Source organism: Mycobacterium kansasii ATCC 12478 (assembly GCF_000157895.3).
Taxonomy (GTDB): domain Bacteria; phylum Actinomycetota; class Actinomycetes; order Mycobacteriales; family Mycobacteriaceae; genus Mycobacterium; species Mycobacterium kansasii.
The window spans coordinates 50,824-72,150 of record NC_022663.1 but is presented as its reverse complement, the minus strand read 5'-3'; the positions used below and the strand labels follow the sequence as shown (position 1 = coordinate 72,150).

Annotated in this window: 16 protein-coding genes and 1 riboswitch; of the genes, 2 read left to right on the top strand and 14 right to left on the bottom strand. The window is 64.8% G+C overall.

The features are described 5' to 3' along the window. Positions 1–42 precede the first annotated feature (42 nt). Positions 43–729, bottom strand: a complete 687-nt coding sequence (locus MKAN_RS00290) for a TetR/AcrR family transcriptional regulator (protein ID WP_023364031.1) — start codon at positions 727–729, stop codon at positions 43–45. Between the two features lie 127 nt (positions 730–856). On the opposite strand from MKAN_RS00290, the gene MKAN_RS00285 reads away from it, so the two are divergent. Next, positions 857–1,309, top strand: a complete 453-nt coding sequence (locus MKAN_RS00285) for a nitroreductase/quinone reductase family protein (protein ID WP_023364027.1) — start codon at positions 857–859, stop codon at positions 1,307–1,309. Here the strand turns inward: MKAN_RS00285 and MKAN_RS00280 are convergent. From MKAN_RS00280 to MKAN_RS00270, 3 genes are all read right to left on the bottom strand, one after another. Further along, positions 1,306–1,974: an Rv1815 family serine proteinase gene (locus MKAN_RS00280; RefSeq protein WP_036394225.1), complete on the bottom strand. Its 669-nt coding sequence runs from the start codon at positions 1,972–1,974 to the stop codon at positions 1,306–1,308. The genes MKAN_RS00285 and MKAN_RS00280 overlap by 4 nt on opposite strands. A gap of 114 nt (positions 1,975–2,088) precedes the next feature. Then, positions 2,089–3,036 carry a sterol desaturase family protein gene (locus MKAN_RS00275; protein ID WP_023364023.1) on the bottom strand — a complete coding sequence of 316 codons (948 nt, stop codon included), beginning with the start codon at positions 3,034–3,036 and terminating at the stop codon, positions 2,089–2,091. Between the two features lie 77 nt (positions 3,037–3,113). Continuing rightward, entirely contained in the window at positions 3,114–3,680 is a 567-nt protein-coding gene (locus MKAN_RS00270) for a hemerythrin domain-containing protein (RefSeq protein ID WP_023364021.1), read from the bottom strand. Between the two features lie 192 nt (positions 3,681–3,872). Here MKAN_RS00270 and MKAN_RS00265 point away from each other — a divergent pair, with 192 nt between their 5' ends. Further along, positions 3,873–5,072: an NAD(P)/FAD-dependent oxidoreductase gene (locus MKAN_RS00265; protein WP_036394227.1), complete on the top strand. Its 1,200-nt coding sequence runs from the start codon at positions 3,873–3,875 to the stop codon at positions 5,070–5,072. Positions 5,073–5,095: 23 nt separating this feature from the next. On the opposite strand, the gene MKAN_RS00260 is transcribed toward MKAN_RS00265, so the two are convergent. From MKAN_RS00260 to eccD, 10 genes are all read right to left on the bottom strand, one after another. Then, positions 5,096–5,824, bottom strand: a complete 729-nt coding sequence (locus tag MKAN_RS00260) for an MgtC/SapB family protein (RefSeq protein WP_023364017.1) — start codon at positions 5,822–5,824, stop codon at positions 5,096–5,098. A gap of 242 nt (positions 5,825–6,066) precedes the next feature. After that, a complete protein-coding gene (locus MKAN_RS00255; protein WP_036394229.1) occupies positions 6,067–6,390 on the bottom strand; it encodes a DUF732 domain-containing protein in 324 nt (107 codons plus the stop codon). Between the two features lie 219 nt (positions 6,391–6,609). After that, positions 6,610–8,025, bottom strand: coding sequence for a PPE family protein (locus MKAN_RS00250; protein WP_023364013.1), 1,416 nt, complete (start codon positions 8,023–8,025; stop codon positions 6,610–6,612). A gap of 87 nt (positions 8,026–8,112) precedes the next feature. Next, entirely contained in the window at positions 8,113–9,408 is a 1,296-nt protein-coding gene (locus MKAN_RS00245) for a PPE family protein (RefSeq protein WP_023364011.1), read from the bottom strand. 1,032 nt (positions 9,409–10,440) lie between these two features. Next, complete coding sequence (locus tag MKAN_RS00240; protein WP_023364009.1) at positions 10,441–11,646, bottom strand: PPE family protein; 1,206 nt, start codon at positions 11,644–11,646, stop codon at positions 10,441–10,443. A gap of 551 nt (positions 11,647–12,197) precedes the next feature. Continuing rightward, a riboswitch (M-box (ykoK) riboswitch) is annotated at positions 12,198–12,373 on the bottom strand. Between the two features lie 372 nt (positions 12,374–12,745). After that, positions 12,746–14,002: a PPE family protein gene (locus tag MKAN_RS00230; protein ID WP_023364005.1), complete on the bottom strand. Its 1,257-nt coding sequence runs from the start codon at positions 14,000–14,002 to the stop codon at positions 12,746–12,748. 906 nt (positions 14,003–14,908) lie between these two features. Then, complete coding sequence (eccA5, locus tag MKAN_RS00225; protein WP_023364003.1) at positions 14,909–16,744, bottom strand: type VII secretion system ESX-5 AAA family ATPase EccA5; 1,836 nt, start codon at positions 16,742–16,744, stop codon at positions 14,909–14,911. After that, positions 16,741–17,952, bottom strand: a complete 1,212-nt coding sequence (gene eccE, locus MKAN_RS00220) for a type VII secretion protein EccE (RefSeq protein WP_023364001.1) — start codon at positions 17,950–17,952, stop codon at positions 16,741–16,743. Before eccE ends, eccA5 begins: the two co-directional genes overlap by 4 nt. After that, on the bottom strand, positions 17,949–19,709 hold the full coding sequence (gene mycP, locus MKAN_RS00215) for a type VII secretion-associated serine protease mycosin (protein WP_023363999.1): 1,761 nt from the start codon (positions 19,707–19,709) through the stop codon (positions 17,949–17,951). Before mycP ends, eccE begins: the two co-directional genes overlap by 4 nt. Then, entirely contained in the window at positions 19,687–21,198 is a 1,512-nt protein-coding gene (gene eccD, locus MKAN_RS00210) for a type VII secretion integral membrane protein EccD (protein WP_023363997.1), read from the bottom strand. The genes mycP and eccD overlap by 23 nt, the downstream gene beginning before the upstream one ends. Between the last annotated feature and the right edge of the window lie 129 nt (positions 21,199–21,327).

The window sequence follows — 21,327 nt, the reverse complement described above, 5'->3', positions numbered from 1 at the left end:
AGGCGGATGAACATGTTCTAATTCTTGGTGACTACCGCTTCCTCAATGCTGAGCCAAGACGTCGACCAGTAGCCGTATCTGACTGTCGAAGACCTGACCGGGCTCGGTCAGGGTGTCGGCGCCGTACTGGCCGAACACCTCCAGGCTGATCGCACCCACCACAGCAGCCCACAGCAAGAAGCACTTGGCGACCACACGGTCATCGCCGGGAAAGTCGAACTCCCGCCGAAGCCGCTCGAAATCCGATGACATCGGTTGGGAGGCAACGTTATTCGTTAAAATGATGTCTCCGGTGGCAATCGCCGGCGCAATTGCGTCGAAGAACGCTCGGACCACGCGGGTACCGACGCCGACGGTGCGTTCTGGTGGCGCGTGATACCCGGGGACGGGGCTGCCGTAGAGCAGCGCCCACTGCGCCGGGTGCGCGACGGCCCAGCGGCGGACGGCATGGGCGATGGCGATGACGTCCTCGCTCCATGAGTCGAGGCCGGCCTCCGCGCGAGCGCGGTCCACGGTGTCGGCCAGATCGGAGTATGCGTCGACGAGCAGCAACGTCAGAAGCTCGTCTCGGCTGGATACGTACCGATATACCGCGGAGGAAACCATGCCCAGGTCGCGGGCAATCGCACGTAGCGATAGCCCGGCTGCGCCGTGATCCACCAGATGGCGGCGGCCGAGCTCGACGATCTTGGCCTCGATGTGCTCCCTGGCCTCCTGACGTTTGCCCACACCGCAATTCTGACATAACCGAGATCACCGCTCTTGCTTTTGCTTCAGGCTTCTGGCACCGTAGCCAGTGTCGAGAGCGGTGCTCTCGAAAGGTTTCAGAAGGCTCAAGAGGCTCGAAAGGAGCGCCATGACCACTCGCTACCAAACGCCCACCCGGACCGCCCGTGCCGCGAACACCGCTGTCCGTTTGCTGGCGGAACTCGGGATCAGCATCGCCGGCGCCCGGCTGCTGCGCGTCCGTGGCCGCAAGACAGGCAAACCACGCCCCGTGGTGGTCAACCTGCTTACTGTCGACGGCGTGGACTACGTGGTGTCACCTCGCGGTGACACGCAATGGGCTCGCAATGTCAGAGCGGCAGGTGTCGTCGAGCTGGGTCCGCGTTGGCGCGGCGAACGACCCTCGGTGATCAGCGAGCTGGCCGACGATGCCAAACCGAAAGTCCTGAGCCGCTATCTGGCCAAGTGGTATTGGCAGGTCAAAGGCTATGTCGGAGGTTTGACTCCACAATCCGGCGATGACGAGTTGCGCGCCGCGGCACCGACGATCCCGGTGTTCGCTCTGGGCAAGGCCGAGTGCTAGCTGGCGGCGGGGACGCCGAGATCCTGACGGAGCTGATCAGAGGCCGCTTGCCAGGAGACGGCGGCGGGATATTGCCCCCATACGCTGTTGAAGATTCCGATCAGCTGTCCGGGCCCGTTGCCGATCAAATACACCGGTCCACCAGAATCGCCCTTCTGGCTGGCGACGCCGCCGGTCATGGTGAACCACCCGTTGTTGACACTGTCAACCGTTCCGCAGGTTTCCCCGGTGCTGATGCCGAAATGGCAAACCGCTTGGCCCGGTTGGGCGACCACGCCGGGCCGCGACGTCAACTGCCGTCCGCCCGGCAGGACGTCGCTCACCCTGACGCCGTCGACCAGTGCAATCGCCTCATAGTCGTCGATCGACTGGTCGGTGGCCACAGTCGAACCGCTTGGGGTGTTGTCACGGAACGCCCTCAGGTGCCCGATGACGTTGTTGTCACGGTCGCTGACCGCTCCCTCGCCCCGGCAGTGACCTGCGCTGAAAGCCATGCGCAGTTTCGCGTCCACATACGCCAAAGTGCAGATGTGGATATCCTGGTGGATTTCCATGCCCGGGAACACCAGCGGCGGCTCCGCATAGGCGGCCGGAGCCAGCTCACACGCGAGCGCCGCGACAGTAGCCGATACCGCGAATGCGCGCAGTGCCAGGCGGCGCACCATGGACTCCATCCTTTCAGGGCCGGCATGCCGACCGGAATCTGAAATTACGGCAGACCCGACGGATTATTTTTCGTTATCGCCGCCGCCCGCGTTACCTTGCCGGGCGAGGCGCCGCTACCGCGACGAGGCGACAGCCACGGCGCCGTCGGCTGCGGTGGCAGCCACGCGCGGCTGCCAGCCCGGAGGCCCGAAGACGTAGCCGAGCCGATCACGCAGCCGCGTCGCTGATCGGCAGTCGCGCGCAATCGCCAGGTATTCGTAAGTCTGCAGTTTCCAGATATTGAACGTGTTTACCTGCTTGGTCAGGCCGTAATGGGGGCGGAAAACCTCGGCCTGGAAACTACCGAACAACCGATCCCAGATGATCAGGATCCCCCCGTAGTTCTTGTCCAGGTAGATCTGGTCCATCCCATGGTGCACCCGGTGGTGCGACGGCGTGTTGAAAATGAACTCGAACCACCGCGGCAGCTTGTTGATCCGTTCGGTGTGTACCCAGAACTGGTAGATCAAGCTCACCGAGAAGGCGAAGAACACCATCCAGGGCGGTACACCTAAGAGCGGCAACGGCACCCACATGAGGATCTCGCCGCTATTGTTCCACTTCTGGCGGAGCGCGGTGGCAAAGTTAAAGTATTCGCTGGAGTGGTGGGCTTGGTGGGTAGCCCAGATCAACCGGACTCGGTGCGCGATCCGGTGATAAGTGTAATAGAGCAAGTCAACGCCGGCGATGGCAATCACCCAGGTGTACCACTGGCCCGCCGAAAGGTGCCACGGGGCAACGTAGGCATAGATTGCCGCGTAGCCCAGCAACGCCAGGCCCTTCCACGCTGCGGTGGTGGCAATCGAAACCAGGCCCATCGAGATGCTTGCCACGGAATCACGGGTGAGGTAGGCGCCGGCGGCGGGCCTGGGCCTTCCGGTCGCAGCCGCCTCGATTCGTTCCAGTTTGCGGGCGGCTGTCCATTCGAGGGCCAAAAGAAAGAGGAAAAATGGAATGGCGAACAACGCCGGGTCCCGCAACTCCGCGGGCAGCACGGACCAGAAGCCCGTCAAAGCACTCACGTTAGACAGACTACTGATAATCCGGTCGGTGGCCCAAGGGTCGCTGGGCCCGCGGGCAGGAATGGTTTCGGCTCGAGCTAGCCGATCGCCTTCGAGATCGCATCACGGGCGCGGTCGAGCAGCGACGCGAATGGTCCAACGGCAAAATTCAGCTTCGCCGACTCCACACCGGGGTGTGGCCTCGTCGGTGCGAGGGCCTCGGCCACTTGCACCGCCTTTGTCATGCGCTGTCGCTCGTCGGCGTCGAGTTCCCGCTGCAAAGTGGTGAACTCTTCGTTCTCCTCACGTTCGGCATGTTCGACCACCGCCTGCCGCAGCTTGGTGAGCGCGTCGATGAACTCCTGCGAGGCGATGTCCAGCTTTTCAAGGCTCGACAGCAGCTTCTTGGCATCGTGCTCTTCTCGTAGCCGCGCATCCGCGATCTCGTCACCGGCAACTATCTCGCGACGGACGCGGGGATGAATGATCATCTCCTCAGCGGTCTCGTGCACGGCCAAGAGCTGGCGCAAGTCGTGAAAGGCGGTCTCTCGCGCTTTGTGGTCCGACGCGTGCAGCACGTCGTCGAACATGTCGTTGATCAGATCGTGCTGAGCTTTGAGAAACTTGACCACTTCCTGTGGTGTCTCGACAAGCATTCCGGCCATGCGACAGGACCTCCGGTGTGGTGGGATTCGCGCTGTGGGCTGTGCGCGCATCAACTGGCCGAATACCCGCAGCGAGAACGGCCGAAACGGTCAAGCGCTCGATCCTGATCGACGGAGGTTACCCGGGTGGATGCTTTCGACCGGCCGCTAAGCCATCGCGCTGTCAGCCCGGACGCCCCAGGCGCTGACCGGTTGACCCGCGTATTGGTGATCGGCTCTGGGTTCGCGGGACTGTGGGCGGCATTGGGCGCTGCCCGACGACTCGACCAGCTCGCCGTCGCGCCCGGGACGGTGGACATCACGGTGTTAAGCGACAAACCGTTCCACGACATCAGGGTGCGCAATTACGAAGCTGACCTGAGCGCCTGCCGTATCCCACTCGCCGACGTGCTTGATCCGGCCGGCGTTGCGCATGTCACCGCGAACGTGACCGGAATCGACGCCGGCGCACGCAAGGTCACCTCCTCGAGTGGCCAGACATACCGCTACGACCGATTGGTGCTCGCGGCGGGCAGTCGGCTGGTCAAGCCCGACGTACCGGGTCTGCGCGAGTTCGGATTCGATGTCGATACCTACGACGGCGCAATCCGGCTGCAGCACCACCTCAACAAGCTCGCCGATGGCCCTGTGACGGCCGCGGCGGCGACCGTGGTGGTAGTCGGCGCGGGACTGACCGGTATCGAGACAGCCTGTGAGATGCCGAGCCGGCTGAGGGCGTTATTCGTCGGAAGGTCGGTGACCCCCCAGGTGGTGCTGGTTGACCATAACCCGTTCGTCGGCTCCGATATGGGCAGCTCAGCGCGGCCGGTGATCGAGCAAGCCCTGGCAGATAATGGCGTCGAGACCAGGACCGCGGTCAGCGTGGCGAAGATCAGTGCCTCCGGCGTATCGCTCTCGTCGGGTGAGCACCTGGCAGCGGCCACCGTCGTGTGGTGCGCCGGCATGCGGGCCAATTCGCTTACCGGGCAACTACCGGTGACCCGCGATCGACTGGGTCGCGTCGAGGTCGACGACTACCTGCGGGTGGTGGGCGTACCGGCCGTCTTTGCCGCCGGTGATGTAGCCCTTGCCGAGGTGGATGACGAGCACGTATCGGTGATGTCGTGTCAGCACGGACGGCCGATGGGCCGCTACGCCGGCTACAACGTGATCAGCGACCTGTTCGGCGAGCCGCTGTTGGCATTTCGAATCCCTTGGTATGTAACGGTTCTCGACTTGGGGCCAGCGGGCGCCGTGTACACCGAAGGGTGGGATCGCGAAGTGGTGTCGCGTGGCGCCGAGGCCAAGGCGACCAAACAGATGATCAACACGCGGCGCATCTACCCGCCGCTGACCCGCAACCGCGCCGACCTGCTGGCCGCCGCCGCGCCAGAACTGCAGGCCCGGCCCTGAGCGGTCCCCGCGTGGACGTCAAATCAGTCCGACGGCGACATCGGCAACATGGGATTGGTTTGTTCACCGGCATACCAGTGCACTGCGAATATGCCCGGTTGCAAGGACAGTTCGGCCACCAACCGCTCCAGCTTGGCCGGTGTGTGGCCGTCCATCAGCAGGTGGGCGGTCAATGTGATGTTGTCGTCGGTGGCTGTGCCGGTGTGGATGCCGCGCAGCGTGATGTCGTTTCGAGCCGTGTGTTGCACGATCTGAGCGCGCACATATTTCGCGGACTTGGGGCGGCAGAGCACCTGCAGCTGGTAGGGCCGTAGGCCTTCGTCTTCTTCGACGGTGTTGTCGTGGTCGATCAGCCGCCCCAGCGGGCGGCCGAAAAGATGGATGGTGACGACGGTGGCGGTGGCGATCAGCGCGAACACCAGGTGTCCGGACGCGGCGAGCACACCGACTGCAGCCGAGCACCACAGGGTGGCAGCGGTGTTGAGGCCGCGTACGTTGAACCCCTCCCGCAGAATTACCCCACCACCCAGAAACCCGATGCCCGACACCACATACGACGCGACCCGGGTCGGACTGCTGTCCTCGGTGGCGGCCGCATACAACACGAAAAGGGTCGCTCCGGTGGCCACCAGAGCATTGGTACGCAGCCCCGCCATGCGCGCCCGCCACTGCCGCTCGAGGCCGATCAGGGCCCCACAGCCGACGCCGACGGCGAGCCGGAGCGTGAATTCGGCGATGCTGAGGTTCTGCACGGCACTGCGTTCCCTTCTGTCCCAGTGCTAAGGGCGACGGCAGCTAAGCATATGGCGGTTAACGACGGGTGGCGAGCCGGCGAACCGGTTGCATTGTGACGCTGACTAACACGCGAAATATGCTGGACCTCAAGCGATTTGAGCCCGGGGGAAGCCCGCGTAAGGACCAGGTCACGTCGAGTTGGCCGGGATGGCATGGCCCGTGGCGGGCCGGCCCCACCGGTTCCTCGCCCACCCCCGTATCAGACGTGGCCCAGGTGGTGCGGGCAGTAGTATTTCGCGGAAATCACCGCGAACTGCGATGCGGCTTCCATATTGAAACCGGGATTGCGGACCTTCACTTCGTGGACCACTTCCAGTCCCGCTTCGCCGTTGTCCAGGCACCCGCAGACCGCCTGGGCGGATCCGATGGCTGCCGCCGGACTGGGATAGGTGATGCCGGCTTGTTGCAGCGCGGCCAGGAAGCCCGCGTCGTCGCCGCCGCTGGGTCCCTGCGGATCGGCATGGGCAGGCGCCGCGAGGCCGACCATGGCCACCAGGGCCAGGAGAGCTAGCAGCTTCTTCATGATTTCCATTCCTCCGTCTCCGGCAGTCTTGCGGGTGCCCGGTCCTGAATTCGACTCCCGAACTGCCTTGTCCGGTAACGTTTTTGACTCCGCCCCTACGCGGCCCTGCCAACACGGCTGTCGAGCCTCCGAGCCGCAACCGCGGCGCGCTTCAGACTCGCCAATGCCGTTGCAGCGGTTGGTATCACGGTTGATCAAATGCGTAGCTCCAGCCATGTGTCAGCCCAACTGTGAATCCGAGGGAACCACTTTGGGTTTGTCGCCTTTGGACAGGTGCACGGCGTGGATGCCCGGCTTCTTCGCCAGTTGCTCGAGCAGGCTGTCAAGGCCTTCGGGGTCGACGCTGTGATGCTGGACGCTTTCGGGCTTTTCCGATATCTGTGCGACCAGACGCTTGAGTTTGTCCGGCGAGGTGGCGTCCTTGAGGTCTTTGAACGGGGTGATACGGCCGCGGACGCCGGTACCGCTGACGGCGCTGGGAGCACCGGCGCCGAGGGCGCTTCCGAGCATACCCGCTAGCGCCGTCGAGCTGAGTAGGCCTCCCTCGCCGAGGGCAGCAGCCGGCACGGCCTCCGGCCCGGCGGCCGATAATGCGGCGGCCACGGTCCTGATGGCGGGCGTGGCTGTCGCCCAGCTGGGTGGAACGCTCAAGGACCCGACGAGGGTGCCGCGCCCCCAATGCGCGGTCACGTCACCCGATGTTGCGCTGGTCAGCCAGCCTCGGCCCCAGTGGGGCGCCAGCCCAAGCCCGGCGCCCAGTCCCTCTTTCGGGAACTCGCCGAGCCCACCGGCAGCCGCGTGCGGGCCGAACTTGAGGAACTGCGATACGGGGAAGTTCACCAGCAAACCGATGTCGTTGAATCCGGTGGTGAAACCCAGCGGACCCCTGACGGCGAGAAACAGCCGGATATAATCTGCCGCTGCGGTTGGTCCGAAGATGCCGTTCACCAAGTCGTTCATGGCCTTCGTGTAGGCGGTGGCAAGGTCGGCACCCAGTTGCAACAACCACGAAATCGGATCGGCCGAGGCCAAAATCGACTGCGCGGCAGTGCCGGCCGAGGTTCCGGCGGCTTGGCCCGCCGCAGCGGCTTGGCCGGCCAGTCCTGCCGCGTTGACAACTTGCGGCGGCTCGGTGAACGGTGTCAGCTGGCCGGCAGCCGCCGAGGAGCCGGCGTAGCTGTCCATCGCGACGGCGTCTTGAACCCACATCTGGCCGTATTGCGCCTCGGTGGCAGCGATCGCCGGGGTGTTTTGGCCGAAGATGTTGGTCGCCACCAGCGTCGCCAGTTGGCTACGGTTGGCCGCGATCTCCACCGGCGGCACATGTGCGGCGAACGCCGTCTCATAGGCGCCGGCCGCCGCGGCGGCCTGGGCGGCCGCGTGCGCGGCCTGCGCGGCGGTGCCTTGCAGCCAGGTCACGTACGGCGCGGCCGCGGCGGCCATGGCCAGCGCCGACGGACCGGCCCACGGCCCGCTGGTCAGGCTGTCGATGACCGACGAGCACGCGGCAGCGGTGGATTGTAATTCGGCGGCCAGCGCGTCCCAGGCCGCCGCGGCGGCACGCATCGGGCCCGACCCGGGACCGGTGTACATGCGGCCCGAATTGATTTCCGGTGGAAGTGCTGCGTAGAACACGTCTCTACCCCTTACCTGGCCGGGTGCTTTGAATGGCCCTAGCTGAGCTATGGCCCGTCGTAACGCCGATCATCACCGTCACCGCCGTCATTCATCGAGCGCCGGGATCACGATGATGGTGGCGGCGGCGGGGTCTGCCCCGGCGACAACGCCGCCCAATGAACTTGCCGTACCACTGCCTGCGGAGCCGAACGTGGTAGCAGCAAGGGCGCGGCCGGCCAGGCTCGACAGGGCCATCTGGCCGAATACCCCGGCCTCACCGGAAAACGCTGCGGCCGGGGCGGCGGCCAAGTTGGTGGGCAGCAGCGAGGAGACCAGTCGCATCGCTGGGGCGGCTTGCGTCCAACCCTGTGGCACCGCCATGCTGCCCACCAGGGCCGCCCGCCCCATCGCCCCGGTGACCGGTCCACCACCACTACCTGCGCTGCTGGACGTCAGGTTTGCGCCCAGCGAATCAGCGATCGGGGCCAGGGCCCCGGTGATGGGCTTGGAAGGGGCAAAAAAGGCCTGCAAACCCTGGGCGTTCTGGGCATAGGCGTAGACCTGTCCGAAGGACAGGAACGGGCCACCCGGTATGGCAGCCAGGCCCTGCAGCGAATATGGCCCGTTCAGCGCCGCCATGATGATGTTCCAGTTATCGATATCGGTTGCCAGCCATGGCGGCAACGCCGGCAGTGGGAATATGGATCCCGGCAACGACGGCGCGGCCGTCGGCAACGATGTGGTCGAGGCCAGGCTTTGCAGCGCGTTTGGCACCGAGGCGATCAACTGGGACAGCTGTGTCGTGATGTCCGAGGCCGCCGCGGTGCCGGCTGCTGGTGCCACCGCGGCGGATTGGGCCGCCGCTGCCGACGGGTTTGTGGTCGCTGGCGGCTCGGTAAACGGCGTCAGCTGAGCGGCCGTGGCGGAGGAGCCGGCATAGGCATACATCGCGGCGGCGTCTTGGGCCCACATTTCCAGGTATTCGGCCTCGGTGGCCGCAATCGCCGGAGTGTTCTGCCCGAAAATGTTGGTGGCGATCAACGCCATCAGCAGCGCTCGGTTGGCCGCGATCACCGGCGGTGGCACCGTCGCCGCAAACGCCGTCTCATAGGCGGCTGCGGCCGCGGCCGCCTGGGCGGCGGCTTGCTCTGCTTGAGCCCCCGTCGAGTTGATCCACGCCAGGTACGGCGCGACCGCGGCTGCCATCGCGATCGACGACGGGCCTGTCCACGATCCTACGGTCAGACTCTCGACAATCGACCGATACGAGGCGGCCATGGACTGCAACTCGGCGGCCAACTCCTGCCAGGCCGCGGCCGCGGCCAACATCGGACCGGCGCCCGGCCCGACGTACATCCGCCCCGAGTTGATCTCCGGCGGAAGCGCCCCAAAATCTATCATTTGCTGCCTCCGGTTCTTCGCTGCCCGCCATAGTAATCACGGGCGTGTAGTTCCGTGCGCAAGTTAGGTCAGCTCTTACCGAACTCATTATTCATCCCCGTCGACCACTGCATGTTTGATTCCACCCGATTGACGCCGATCTGGGCTCTCCCGGTGTGAATCTTCTGCTACTCAAGGTGCGCCACCCGCGCGATTGTGGCTCCCCCCTATCCGGCCATCACCGTCATACTGCACAATAATTATTTGCATTACGTTCCCAGCGTGTAATCACGACGTTAAAAGTAACCGTCACCGCCTCGTTGATCGCTGGAAAACTCTCAGCTTAGCTATCAGTTCAGCCGTCCAGATCACCTAGTAAGTGCCCCTGGATATTCGCCCGGAGAAAAACGAATTAAGCGGTTAAATCACCCTGCGCGCGGCACAGGCCAAACCCCGAACAGACGAAATCCGGCGATATTGTACGTGTGTCGGTCAATACGATTTGCGGCCATTACCGAAGAGAAGCCACGTGCCACCCGGATCATTATATTAAGATTTCTGCCCAATCGTATCGGTCCGAAAATCAAAGACCGCAAATAATTGGATTATTGCGAGGCGTTCTTAGGGTAAACGCCGTTCCGTGACCCCCTAGATTTGATCCTCTGGCAAGAAATAGGTTGCTAGTCCGTCGGCAGCTGAATGTCACGCCACCCGGCAGGCGCATGACTGGAGTCTATCGCGCACCACAGCCCGCGGCTCGGCCGCGCGGGTCACCCTCTGGGCCCCGATGGTGTGCCACGTGTCAGGTCGGTGGCGTTTACGTCCACCGACCTGGCACCTGATCGCCATGACGTGCTCCCCGTTGTTGTAAGAGAGGACGTTACCGATCGCCTCGGGAACGTACCCAAAATTTGGCTGTCACTCCGCTGGGTGGTTGCTGGAGAATTCCTGGGAGGCTGTCAAGTCGCGTCGGCCGGAGGCGCAAACACCATGCTTACCGAGTCTGCAGCCGGTAACGGCGGCTGCGTCATCGGTGCGCACCGAGGCCGGCGACTAGCCCGCGGCGGGAGGTCGCGCGACGAAGGTGGGGCGGAAGCCGTACTGGGGTACAGCACGTCCGAAGGGCTGGCCGGCCATATTGCCGAATGGCATACCTGGCATACCGGCTGCCACCGCCGGCGGAGGTGCGACCATCGGCGTGCCTCCCAAAGCCGAACCCAGCGGGCTGTGCAGTGGCGCGGCCGCGGTCCACGCCGGCGGTACCGACAGTTTGCCGACAATGCCCGCGTTGCCCAAACCGGCCGAAACGGCGCTTCCAACGCTGCCAGTGGACGCGAGCGGGCCCGCCGCCAGCCCACTGCCGACGCCAGCCGCGGCCGCACTCGCATCCTGAGCCGCATCCGCAGCCACTGCGCCAGCCAGGACGCTAGCCATGAAGGGTGCAAACGTGCTACCCGGGACGAAGAGCCCAGTTGAAGTGATGGTGTTCCAGACATTCGCGTTGGGCCCCCAGACGTTCCACAGGGTCTGCCACCAAGCAGGCCCAGACCCGGTCAGCAGGTCCCAAATCACCTGTAGCCAGGATGTGCTGTTAGGTCCCGAAAGTCCCTGCAACGCACTAGGAACCATGGAAATCAGCCCGGAGAGCGTGCTCGACTGATTGCCGGCCGAGTTGGCGGACGCCTCGGTGACCGCAGCCGCCTGGGCGGCCAGCCCGCTGGGGTTGGTTGCCTGCTGAGGTTCCACGAAGGGGCTCAGCTGAGTGGCGGCAGCCGAGGATCCGGCGTAGCCGTACATCGCCATGGCATCTTGGGCCCACATTTCGGTGTACTGCGCCTCGGTGGCTGCAATGGCCGGGGTGTTCTGGCCCAGGATATTTGTGGCGATCAAAGCCATGAGTTGAGCACGGTTGGCCGCGATCACCGGCGGAGGGACGGTCGCGCCGAAGGCCGCTTCGTACGCTCCCGCGGCTGCCTCGGCTTGGACCGCGGTCTGTTCCGCCTGGACCGCGGTGGTGTTCAGCCACGCCACGTAGGGGGCGGCAGCTGCTGCCATCGATGCCGATGCCGGGCCGTACCATTCTTCCCCGGTGAGCGCCGCGAGCACCGAGTGATAAGACAATGCGGTGGCACGCAATTCCGCAGCCAGGCTCTTCCAGGCTGACGCCGCGGCGAGCATTGGGCCCGAGCCGGGCCCCGAATACATGCGGGCGGAATTGATTTCGGGCGGCAGCATTGCAAAGTCGAGGGCGACGGTCATCGCTGGCCTCTTTTCTGATCGGCTGTGGTAGTGCTGTCGGTGCCGGTGGCGGCAACTGAACCGGCTCCTGGACCCGAAGTCGCGGTACCTGATGGGTGGACTGCCGTCACCTGTGTGGCAACCGCCAGATCCGGACTCGGGCATTGAATCGTGTTGTGCTCGAGTTCGATTCGTCGCTCACGGGATTTGTCTTCCGCAGTGGCAATGGGCAGCTGCCGGTTGCCGGTGCGGTGTTCGAGTGGCACAGCTGCACGGGTGATCGCAGACGACATCGAACTTCTCCAGGACGAAAGACCCAACCCGGATCGATGGTGCTTTTCGCGCGCTCTATCGTCACGTCTCCGAAATGCGGAGGCGCGCAACGTAGAGAATCAGGCGAACCCGTTCAGAAGGCGAAAAAGGCGTCTGGGTCGGATCGGAACGAAATGCTCGTCGGACTCGGATAGGGACTATCGCCGGGACTCATCTCGCTCTCACCTCCTCAGGGCCAGGGCACACGGGGATGCCAGGCAGACGGCACGCGAGGTGTGAGCCCAGCGGAACAACTGGGCGCGGCACCCCTCTCGTCAGAGCTTTGGCACCACACGGCGTATCCGGCTAGCCAAAGCCGGAAGCCACTTGGGCTCAACCCTTAAGCCGGGAAGAGCTGTCCTGACCCTGGGCGTCTTTCGACGTTCGAGGTCAGTGGCCTGTGTCCGTGCAGACGCCTCACCTAGCGAGGTGCATGCAAGGGCAATCGTGACACTTGTGGCGGTGGGAGTCAACCCAACCCGCCGATAACGGCAATACCCAGCTGGTAAACAGGCGGCAACAATTCGTCGTGTCGGGTGGCGGTATGGCAAATCACGCATATTTGGTGGCCGGTCAAGCCGGCCGTACCAACGTCGGGTCGCAAACCGCCTGTGCGACACAGTATCCCGGGACATCCAGGGGTGCGCCCGCGATGTCCTGGCGCCAAGGCCGGCGATGACGAGCAGGACAAACTGCCCGAGCCATGATCCGGATCTCGTTGCGGGACAACGGCACCGGAGCCGTGTGGATCGGCCGGCACCTTGGGGGTGCCTGCCCGCGAACTTCACCACGAACATCGGCCTCGTCGTCAGCCCGCGGCAGGGGGCCGGGACATGATCGTCGGCCTGAACCCGTACCGAGGACCGCTGCCGAAGCTGTGTCCGTACACTCCCGGGGCGGGCATCCCCGGCACGCCAGGTGTACCGGCTGCTGCGTCTGGAACAGTGGCGGAGCTGGTCCAACCACCGCCCGGGGCCGCGGCACCGGCGTGGTTCACCACCTGGGTGGCAGCCGTCCAGCTCTCCGGCACCGACAATCGGCCGACGAACGCCGCCCGATTGAGCCCGGTCACAACGCTGCTCACACCCGCCGGCGCCGGCGCCGGGGCCGACGTCGAGGCCAATGCGGGGAAGTTGAAATGGCCGCTGTCGGGTGGCGAGATAACCGGCAGCCCGCCGGCCTGCAACGAGTTGAGGTCTGCCATCGCCCCGGTAATTGCCGGGGTGATCAGGTCCGGACTTACGTACCCGGCTGAAGTGAAGCCGTTGACCAGCGAGGAGTTGAGGAAGATCCCATAGGGGTTGCCGTCGTTGCCATCCAGGAAATTGAGGATATCGGCAAGGATGCCACCCGGCACCGGAAGGGCAGCCGCGGGATTCGCAGCTGCAGCTTCGGACAGGGCCGCTGCCGGCGACGCGAGTCCTTGGAGCGCAGACGGCACTACCGACATCAATTGCGGAAGCTCGGACTGTGTCAGTGTGCCCGCCGCGCTACCGGCGGCTTGAGCGACGGCTGCTGCCTGGCCCGCCGGCCCAGCTGGGTTCGTGGTCTGCGCCGGCTCGGTAAACGGTGTCAGCGCCGAGGCCGCCGCGGCGCCGGCCGCGTAGCCATACATCGCCGCCGCATCCTGAGCCCACATCTCGCCGTACTCGGCCTCGGTCGCCGCGATCGCCGGCGTGTTCTGGCCGAAGATATTGGTGGCGACCAGCATCATCAACCGAGCGCGGTTAGCCGCGACCACAGCCGGCGGCACCGTCATCGCAAAAGCGGCCTCGAATGCACCCGCCGCCGCTGCTGCCTGAGCGGCAGTCTGCTCGGCCTGGACGCCCGTGATGCTCATCCACCCCATGTACGGGGCGACCGCGGCCGCCATCGATGCCGATGCGGGACCCAGCCAGCCTTCGCCGGTCAGCTCCGAGATCACCGCGTCGTATGAGGCTGCCGTCGAACGCAGTTCCGCTGCCAGCCCATCCCAGGCCGCCACCGCAGCCAGCAGCGGCGCCGATCCTGGTCCCGAATACATACGCAGCGAATTGACTTCCGGTGGAAGCGCTCCGAAATCCATCGCCCTCACCTCCCTTATCCGACTAGGGCTTCGGTGGCCGCGTCGGCGGCTTCGGCAGTGGTGGGGCAACCAACGTCCTTCGGCGTGGCGGCCGTGCGCGATATCTGACCAGCGGCAGCGTGCACGACTGCTCGTTGCCCGTGGGCAGCGAATCGCGTTGTGGTCACCGCGGTTACGTCGCCGCCGGCTGCGTGCAGCGATTCCGGTTGTGTCCTAAGCAAATACATCGGACTTCTCCTCTTGGGATCGTCCAACCCGGCTACGGAGCCTCGCCGCTGTGGGTGGTGTCGGGGTGTTACCGAGAGCACGTACGTGTGTTACGTAGCGCGCGGCCGGGGTACTCGGCGCCAGCCGATTCAGACGGCGGACAAAGCGCCGTGACCAGATCGGGATGAGTGGTCATAACTTTCATGGGGCACGCTCTTGGTCGGGTCCGTTCGGCGCACCTCCTGTCACGATCGGGGCACATCGGGGTGCCACGGGGTTGCAATATCCCGGATGAAGTCACCCTCGCGAAATTTGCCAGGAGCGCCACCCCGGTCGTCCGAGCTTTTAGCACCACACAGCGTATCCGCCCACAGCCGCGCCTGAAGCTAGTTGGGCCTAACCCATAGGGGTAGCACCGGCAAAATCTGGAATCCCTTATCTGCGGTGTGGGTCAATGTCCTTTTCCGCTAGGGAAACGCAAGCTCACACCGGGTACTCCGGTGCTTCAGGGGTACCGCGAGCAGTAGGTCACCGTCTTTGTTCCACTGCGGGATGACTCAGCAGACAGGTCGAGGTTTCCCGTACGGGGACCCGGTTACGACCGTGGCACGGTGCGCTAGCGTTCAAGGCGCAAGGTTAGCTGCTGCCGGCCAACGAGACGGCGGCTACGTCTCGGCTAAGTCAGGGCTAAGTCCAGGGCTAAGTCGTGGTCTTCTTCTCCGCCACTGCAGCGCTGAGGCCTTCGGCAAGGTCCTCGCGGGTGAGCTCCTTGAATCGAAGCAGCTGGTCCTCGCTGAAATCCGTCAGATCGCTGTTCAGTACGGCGTCCAGATCTGCGTCGTCCAGGCGGAAACTACGGTGGTCGCGGGCTTTCTCGACGACATTGCGCACGAAGCCGGCGTTGCCGAGCATGTCGATGCCCCGGATCAGATCGCCGTCCTCGGAGTAGGTCTGGTCGTTGTAGAACTTGGTGTACGACGGCAGTAACACCTGGGCTGCCGCGTCGGTGATGACGTCTTCATTCTCCCGGCCCATCAACCGGGTCAGCGCGATCAATTCTTGCGGGGTATAGCTGAAGAACTCGATCACGGTCGAAAACCGCCGTCGCAGACCTTGATTCACTTCGAGCATCTTTTCCATCGCCTTGGCGTAACCGGCGCCGAAGACGACGAGCTCGTCGCGGTGGTTCTCCATGTAAATCAGCAAGGTGTTGATGATCGCGTTGCCGTAGGGGTCGCCCTGGGAATAGCCGCGCTCGTGCAGAGTGTGCATCTCGTCGAAAAAAACCGCGCCGCCCAGCGCGCCCTCGAGCATTTCTTCGGTGTTCTTCTCGGCATCGGCCATGTATCGGCCCAACAACTTGGTGCGACTGGTCTCCACCACCAGCGGCTTGCGCAATACCGTCAACCCGCAGAGCTGCTTGGTGAATGCCCTTGCCACCGACGTCTTTCCAGTACCCGGCGGCCCCAGTAGCAAGGTGTGACGCGATGTCACCGGGACGGGAAGCCCCATCTTGGCCCGCGCCAAGTTCACCTTGGTCGTCGCCTTGATGAGTTTGATTTCCTTCTTGGCCTTTTCCATGCCGAGCATCGCATTCAGCTCGGCGTCCCCTTCCGCCAAGTACTTCGCGGCCATCTCGGCATGGCGAGCAGCCTCAGTTTGGGCGCGGGTCGGCGCACTGTCCGGATCCCACGGATCTTTGCGCGCCTCAATCGTTTCCGGATCGGTCAGTACCAGCCGGAAGTTGGGATTGTCCAGAGCCTCGCGAGCCGGGGTGAATTTGGGGTCGCGGGAATACACCCGGCGCAACAGTTCAACGGCTTCCTCCTCGCGGCCGACATGCCGCAAGCACATGCCCTGCGTGTAGAGCGCAATGTTGGCCGCACCGGGCACCCGGTCCCCTTCGATGGCTTCTTGCGCTCTGCGGAACGCCTCCTCGAAGACGCCCAGTGACGCCAGCGCGGTGGTAGCCATCGCCGCGCCGGCGGCCTTCAGTTCCGGGTGACGCCATGGCGTTGCCTCGGGAAACTGGTTGAGCACGTCGGGCCAGCGTTTGGTGCGGAAGTAGAGCACGCCCCGCACATAGCTGACCAGCTCGGAGTCGAAAGGATGGCGGGGGTCCGTGGCGTCGAGTAGTTCGGCCGCCTCCTGGTAGCGCCTGTTCTCGGCGAGGACCGCGGCGTATGCGCATGCCAGCGAATCAACGCTGGTGACGGCCAGCCGCAGAAACAACCCGTCGGAGACCTCGGGACGGAACTGCAGGTCCGTCACGCCGAGACGGCGGGTCTCCCAACCGAATGTCCTGACCGCCGCCCAGGCGCCGGCGAGCACCTCGATGCTCTGGTCGCCGGCGAGGATCCGGGCCAGCCAAGCATCGCACATGCCGGGATCCAGTTTGGTGGCGGTGGCAAACATTTGCGCCGCCACTTGTGGGTTGTGGCTGGGCTGGAGGCTATTGACCGAGATTCCAGAGGCGAGCAGTCCGGCGACCAGGGCGTTGCGGGCATCTTCAGCGGTTGACTGCGGGCGAGTCATTGCCCTGCGGACGAGCTTGTTGCGTGCTCCTGTACTTGATCCACAGGCAGTTCAAGCTCGTCGTAGTCACGCAGTTCGCGACCGGGTACGACCAGTCGGGAACGTTTCCCCGGCACCGGCAGGCTCGCGCGCACGGCCGCCAACTGACGGCCGGTGAGGCGGTTGAGCCCCGACGTGAGCTCCTTGGGCAGACGTGAATCGCTGTGATAGCGAACCCACGCCGACATCTGCGGCCGACCGGCTCGCATGGTCAGCCGTACCGTGATCACCGTGGAGCCCACTTCCGGGGTGTCAGGCAACCACAGGTGGTCCAGCGTCTCGGAACTGATATCTGACGGCGTCACCCAGAAGCTGGTGACAAATCCGTTGAAATGCTTGAGATGACGCCAACCCGGCCGGCTCCAGGTTGGCTCCAAATCAGCCAGAACCGCGCTGTCAACCTCGGCCAACTCATCAGCGGTCAGCGGCCGCGCCGCGCAGGTTTGACCGTCCAGATCCTGAACCAGCCGCTCGGTGGCCGCAACCAACGTCGAGGCCAACGAATCGCGGGAGGCGACCGCGGCCACGTTGCGCTGCGGATCCATCCGCAACACCAACCAGGTACGGCGCCGGTTGGCGGCGGGTTTGTCCCCCACCACTCCCCACTCCTCGGGACCCCACTCGTCCAAAGAAGCCGACGCTTTGGCGGCCTCGGCGCCGCCGCGCACTTCCACCGACACGATGTCGATGCCCTCGAGTTGGATGTCGAACTGTCGCAAGTTTTCAGCAACTGCGCCCACCGGCAATACGGCCGACTGCGCGGTCCGATGACGATGTCGGCCAGGCTGGTCGCCTTCACCACCGTCGACCTCGATCACCGTGACCAACTGGCCCTGATATTCACGCACTCCGACGGTGTCACGTCCGAAGTGGCGTTGGTGATCGACGGCCGGCGTACATCCTGCGCCCAGTGCCGTACCCGGATCGGCAGACCAATCCCACACCCAGGTGGCGATACCTGAGGTCACGGTGATCCCGTGATAGGTAACGATCGACAATAGTGTCAGCACCACCGCAAGGCCCACCCCGACCCACCATGCGACGCGGTACTCGCCTTGCCACGAGTCCGGGCCGTGGCTTGCGACCACGAGTATGACCACGTCCGCCAAGAACACGGTCGTCAACCGCGGCCACGATAAAGCCAACCCAAACCTATGCTGAGCCTTCATCGCTGCTTCCGTGATCGTCGCATCAATGTCGCCGTACCGAACACCGCACCGCCTATCAGTAGTGCCCCGGTCAATCCCCCGGCAGCCACCCAAACCGGAACCATATTGCGTTCGGTGGGTGGTTTCGGCAGCGCCAGTGGCGCTGACAGTTGCTTCGGCGGCTGGACCGGCCCTTCTGGCACATCCCAGGTCAGGGCCGCCACCGGATCCACCACACCGTAGCCGACCTGGTTGTCCACGCCGCGAGCGGGCGGCCTGGCGGTGTGAATCAATCGGTTCTTGACCTGGTAGGCCGACAGTTCGGGGTACTTCGCCCGGACCAGGGCCACTACCCCGGACACGATCGCGGCGGAGAAACTGGTGCCGGCCGGAACCAGCAACGTGTTGTCGGGGCCGTCGATCGCGTTGATCAAGCCGTCGTCTCGAGGCGAAAGGCCGACAACGTCTGTCCCCGGCGCGGCAATCGAGACCCAGGGCCCGGCGATGCTCATTTGACTCATCGGCTGACCATTTGCATCGACGGCGCCGACCGTCAGGACGTAGTCGCTGAACCACGACGGGGTGACTACCGTGGTGACCGCGTTCCAGTCACGGGGATCGCTGGGCTGCAACGGATCGAAAACCGGGTTCTGTTTGCAATCCTTCTTGCTGCTGTCGCCGGCCGCGGCCACGATGACCACGTTCTTGTCGACCGCCGCGTAGTGGACCGCCGCACCCAACACCCGTTGATCGATCACATTGCGGGCGCTCATGCATGTCACGTCGGAGATGTTGATCACCGAAGCACCCATATTGGCAGCATGCACGATCGCTCGCGCCATGGTCTGGACATTGTCTATCTTTTGTGCCGTCTGCGGATCTTCATCGCCGGTGTACGGGTCTTTGAGACCGAAGGCCTGACTCGATTGGCGGATGGCAATCAGTTCGACGTCCGGGGCGATTCCACTGAACGCGTCGGGCGGCGGCGCTGGTGAGGGCGGCGGGTCGAGTGGACGCGGGCCGCTCGGATTGTCGATGCCGATCACCCGCCGGCCGCCGGAGTAGCTGGGTATCGTCACCGTTCCACCACCGTGGGTTCCGGCCGGAGCCTGACCTGGGGCCGCCGGCGGCACCGGACCCGGTGCCGGGGCGGCACCCGGGGCCCCCTCCTCAGACGGTGGAGCCGGAACCACGGTGATCGTCTGGGTCTGCGGCGGCACCGGTGACAGCGTCACGGTCTGCGGTGGTGGCGGCTTCTCCGTGGTGGGGATGGTGACGGGCCGGCGTGGAACCGCCGGAGGCGGCGCCGCCCCATTTGCCGGAGCCGCGCCGATCATCGACGCCACGATCGTCCCGTGAGCATCGCAGTCCGACAAGCCGTCACCGCCGGCCATCACGTAGTCGCCGCCGGGAATCAAGTGCGGAAACCTGGGGTGCGGCGTCACGCCGGTGTCGATGACGGCGACTTTCACCCCCTCGCCCCGGCCGAACTGCCATGCCTCGGTGAGGTTGAGCATCTCCATGTACTTGGGCGGCAATCGGAAGTCGGTGCCGGGCAACGTTCCGACTTCGGTGCAGTAGGAGTTCTGCTTCATCGGGGCGACGGGTCCGGGTGGACCGTCAGGTGGCAACGCTGCCGGGTCAATCGTCGGCGGCGAAATCGCATGGGCCGGAGGCAAACCGGCTAGCGCACCCGAGGCAAGCAGGATTGCGGCGACTGCCGCGGCTGGGCCGCGACTACGCCGCAACCTTTCGTTACCGGTACCGGATCGCTGCATAAACATTCATCAACCACAATGCCAGCGGGAAGATCGGCATCAAGCACAGGTATTCGATCCATTCCACGAACTTGCGGAACAGCGGGCTGTAGATCGTGTTGGGCACGACGGCCGCAGCTGTCAGACCGGCGGCCGGCAGCAGCACCAGGATCGCCGCGGCGATCGACACGGACAACGGCGAGGCCAACACCACTGCATACCGGATTAGCACAGCCGCGACGATGATCACGGCAGTGCCGGCCAGGGTGGTCGCCTGCCATCGGTCGACGTACGAGCGTCCGCGCAACAGCAGGAACCCGGCGGTGAATCCGGCAAGTAGCAGCGGCAGCCACCGTTGTCCAGTGTGCGGATTGCACAGCGCGGTCAGGCATACCACCATCAGCACGCCGAGCCCCACCAGCAGCCCGCTCAGGAACGACCGGGCGCGTTCGGCTTGCAGCACCACATCGCGTACCGACGCCGGCCCTTCGAGGGTCGCCGGACCACCACCGGACCTCACCACCGTGGTGGGCAGGTCGGGACGGGCCTCGAAGACCCACCTGCTGGTGGCGGACGGGAACACCGGCAGCCGGATCCCGGCCAGCCGCCGCGACAGCGCGGGAGCTGCGTGATAGAGCAGGACGCAGGCCAGCACCGTGCTACTGAACAACGTCACCGCACTGGCTGCGGCGACCATCCGGGCCAGACCCGCAAGCGTCGCCACCACGCTGATGGTGATGACCGCGGTGTAGATCCCTAGCCGGCGACCGGTGAATCGCAGCGCCAACGTGGCGGCTACTGAGAGCACCCCGAAACCCAGCACCGCTTGCGGTGACCCGACCGGACCGGGAGGCGCCGCCGCGGCGGCCACTGCCAGTGGAGCGAGACCGCTCATCAGCATGATGTCGGCAACGCGCCGATCCGCGTCGGTCTTGGCGCGCATCAACAGCAGCATCGACACCGCCAACACCAGTACTGCGACCACTGACGCGAAAATGGTGGTCAACCACGTGTTGTGGTGCCACCTCCACCAGCCGAGCAGTCCTGATGCCAGAACGACGCCGATGGCCACCATCGACGCCCCGACCTGTACGGCGACAACCGGGTCGATCGAGGCGAATCGCTTGCTGAGATTGGACGCAACCGCTGTGGAGATATGCTCGATGACTTGCGACCGCTTCTCGGTGTCCGGGATGAAACGGATCCACAGCCGGTCGCCGTCATAGACCTCTTGTTCGGTCAACGATTGAGTGGCCCGCAACGGCGAGCCATCGACCAGGCACAACGCCCACCTGCCGCGGCCGGTGGCCTCCAGGGGAGGCTCACCGAGCTCTCGGAGCCTACTGTTCACCACTTTCAACAGCGGCTCGGTCATCACCGACACCGGGGCGTTGGCATCCAGCAGCACGCCGATCTGGACGCCGACACCGGCCATGATGCCGACGACGACGGATCGGGGCGACGAGACGCCCTCGATTTCGGTCTGTGGCGCATCAGCTACTGCGGTCATCGTCCTGTACCCCCTGCCGTGGCGAACGTGGTAGCCCATGACTTCAGCCGCGCCCGGGGCACCGTCGGTGAGCTCACCGAGGCGTCGCCCCCGGTGAGTTGCGGATCGACCAACTCCGAATTCATTTGC

Excerpts from the sequence above, each read along its gene's own strand:
- MKAN_RS00285 (WP_023364027.1), top strand. The coding sequence starts at position 857 with ATGACCACTCGCTACCAAACGCCCACCCGGACCGCCCGTGCCGCGAAC.
- MKAN_RS00280 (WP_036394225.1), bottom strand. The coding sequence starts at position 1,974 with ATGGTGCGCCGCCTGGCACTGCGCGCATTCGCGGTATCGGCTACTGTC.
- MKAN_RS00270 (WP_023364021.1), bottom strand. The coding sequence starts at position 3,680 with ATGGCCGGAATGCTTGTCGAGACACCACAGGAAGTGGTCAAGTTTCTC.
- MKAN_RS00255 (WP_036394229.1), bottom strand. The coding sequence starts at position 6,390 with ATGAAGAAGCTGCTAGCTCTCCTGGCCCTGGTGGCCATGGTCGGCCTC.
- MKAN_RS00245 (WP_023364011.1), bottom strand. The coding sequence starts at position 9,408 with ATGATAGATTTTGGGGCGCTTCCGCCGGAGATCAACTCGGGGCGGATG.
- MKAN_RS00240 (WP_023364009.1), bottom strand. The coding sequence starts at position 11,646 with ATGACCGTCGCCCTCGACTTTGCAATGCTGCCGCCCGAAATCAATTCC.
- MKAN_RS00230 (WP_023364005.1), bottom strand. The coding sequence starts at position 14,002 with ATGGATTTCGGAGCGCTTCCACCGGAAGTCAATTCGCTGCGTATGTAT.
- eccA5 (WP_023364003.1), bottom strand. The coding sequence starts at position 16,744 with ATGACTCGCCCGCAGTCAACCGCTGAAGATGCCCGCAACGCCCTGGTC.
- eccE (WP_023364001.1), bottom strand. The coding sequence starts at position 17,952 with ATGAAGGCTCAGCATAGGTTTGGGTTGGCTTTATCGTGGCCGCGGTTG.
- mycP (WP_023363999.1), bottom strand. The coding sequence starts at position 19,709 with ATGCAGCGATCCGGTACCGGTAACGAAAGGTTGCGGCGTAGTCGCGGC.
- eccD (WP_023363997.1), bottom strand. The coding sequence starts at position 21,198 with ATGACCGCAGTAGCTGATGCGCCACAGACCGAAATCGAGGGCGTCTCG.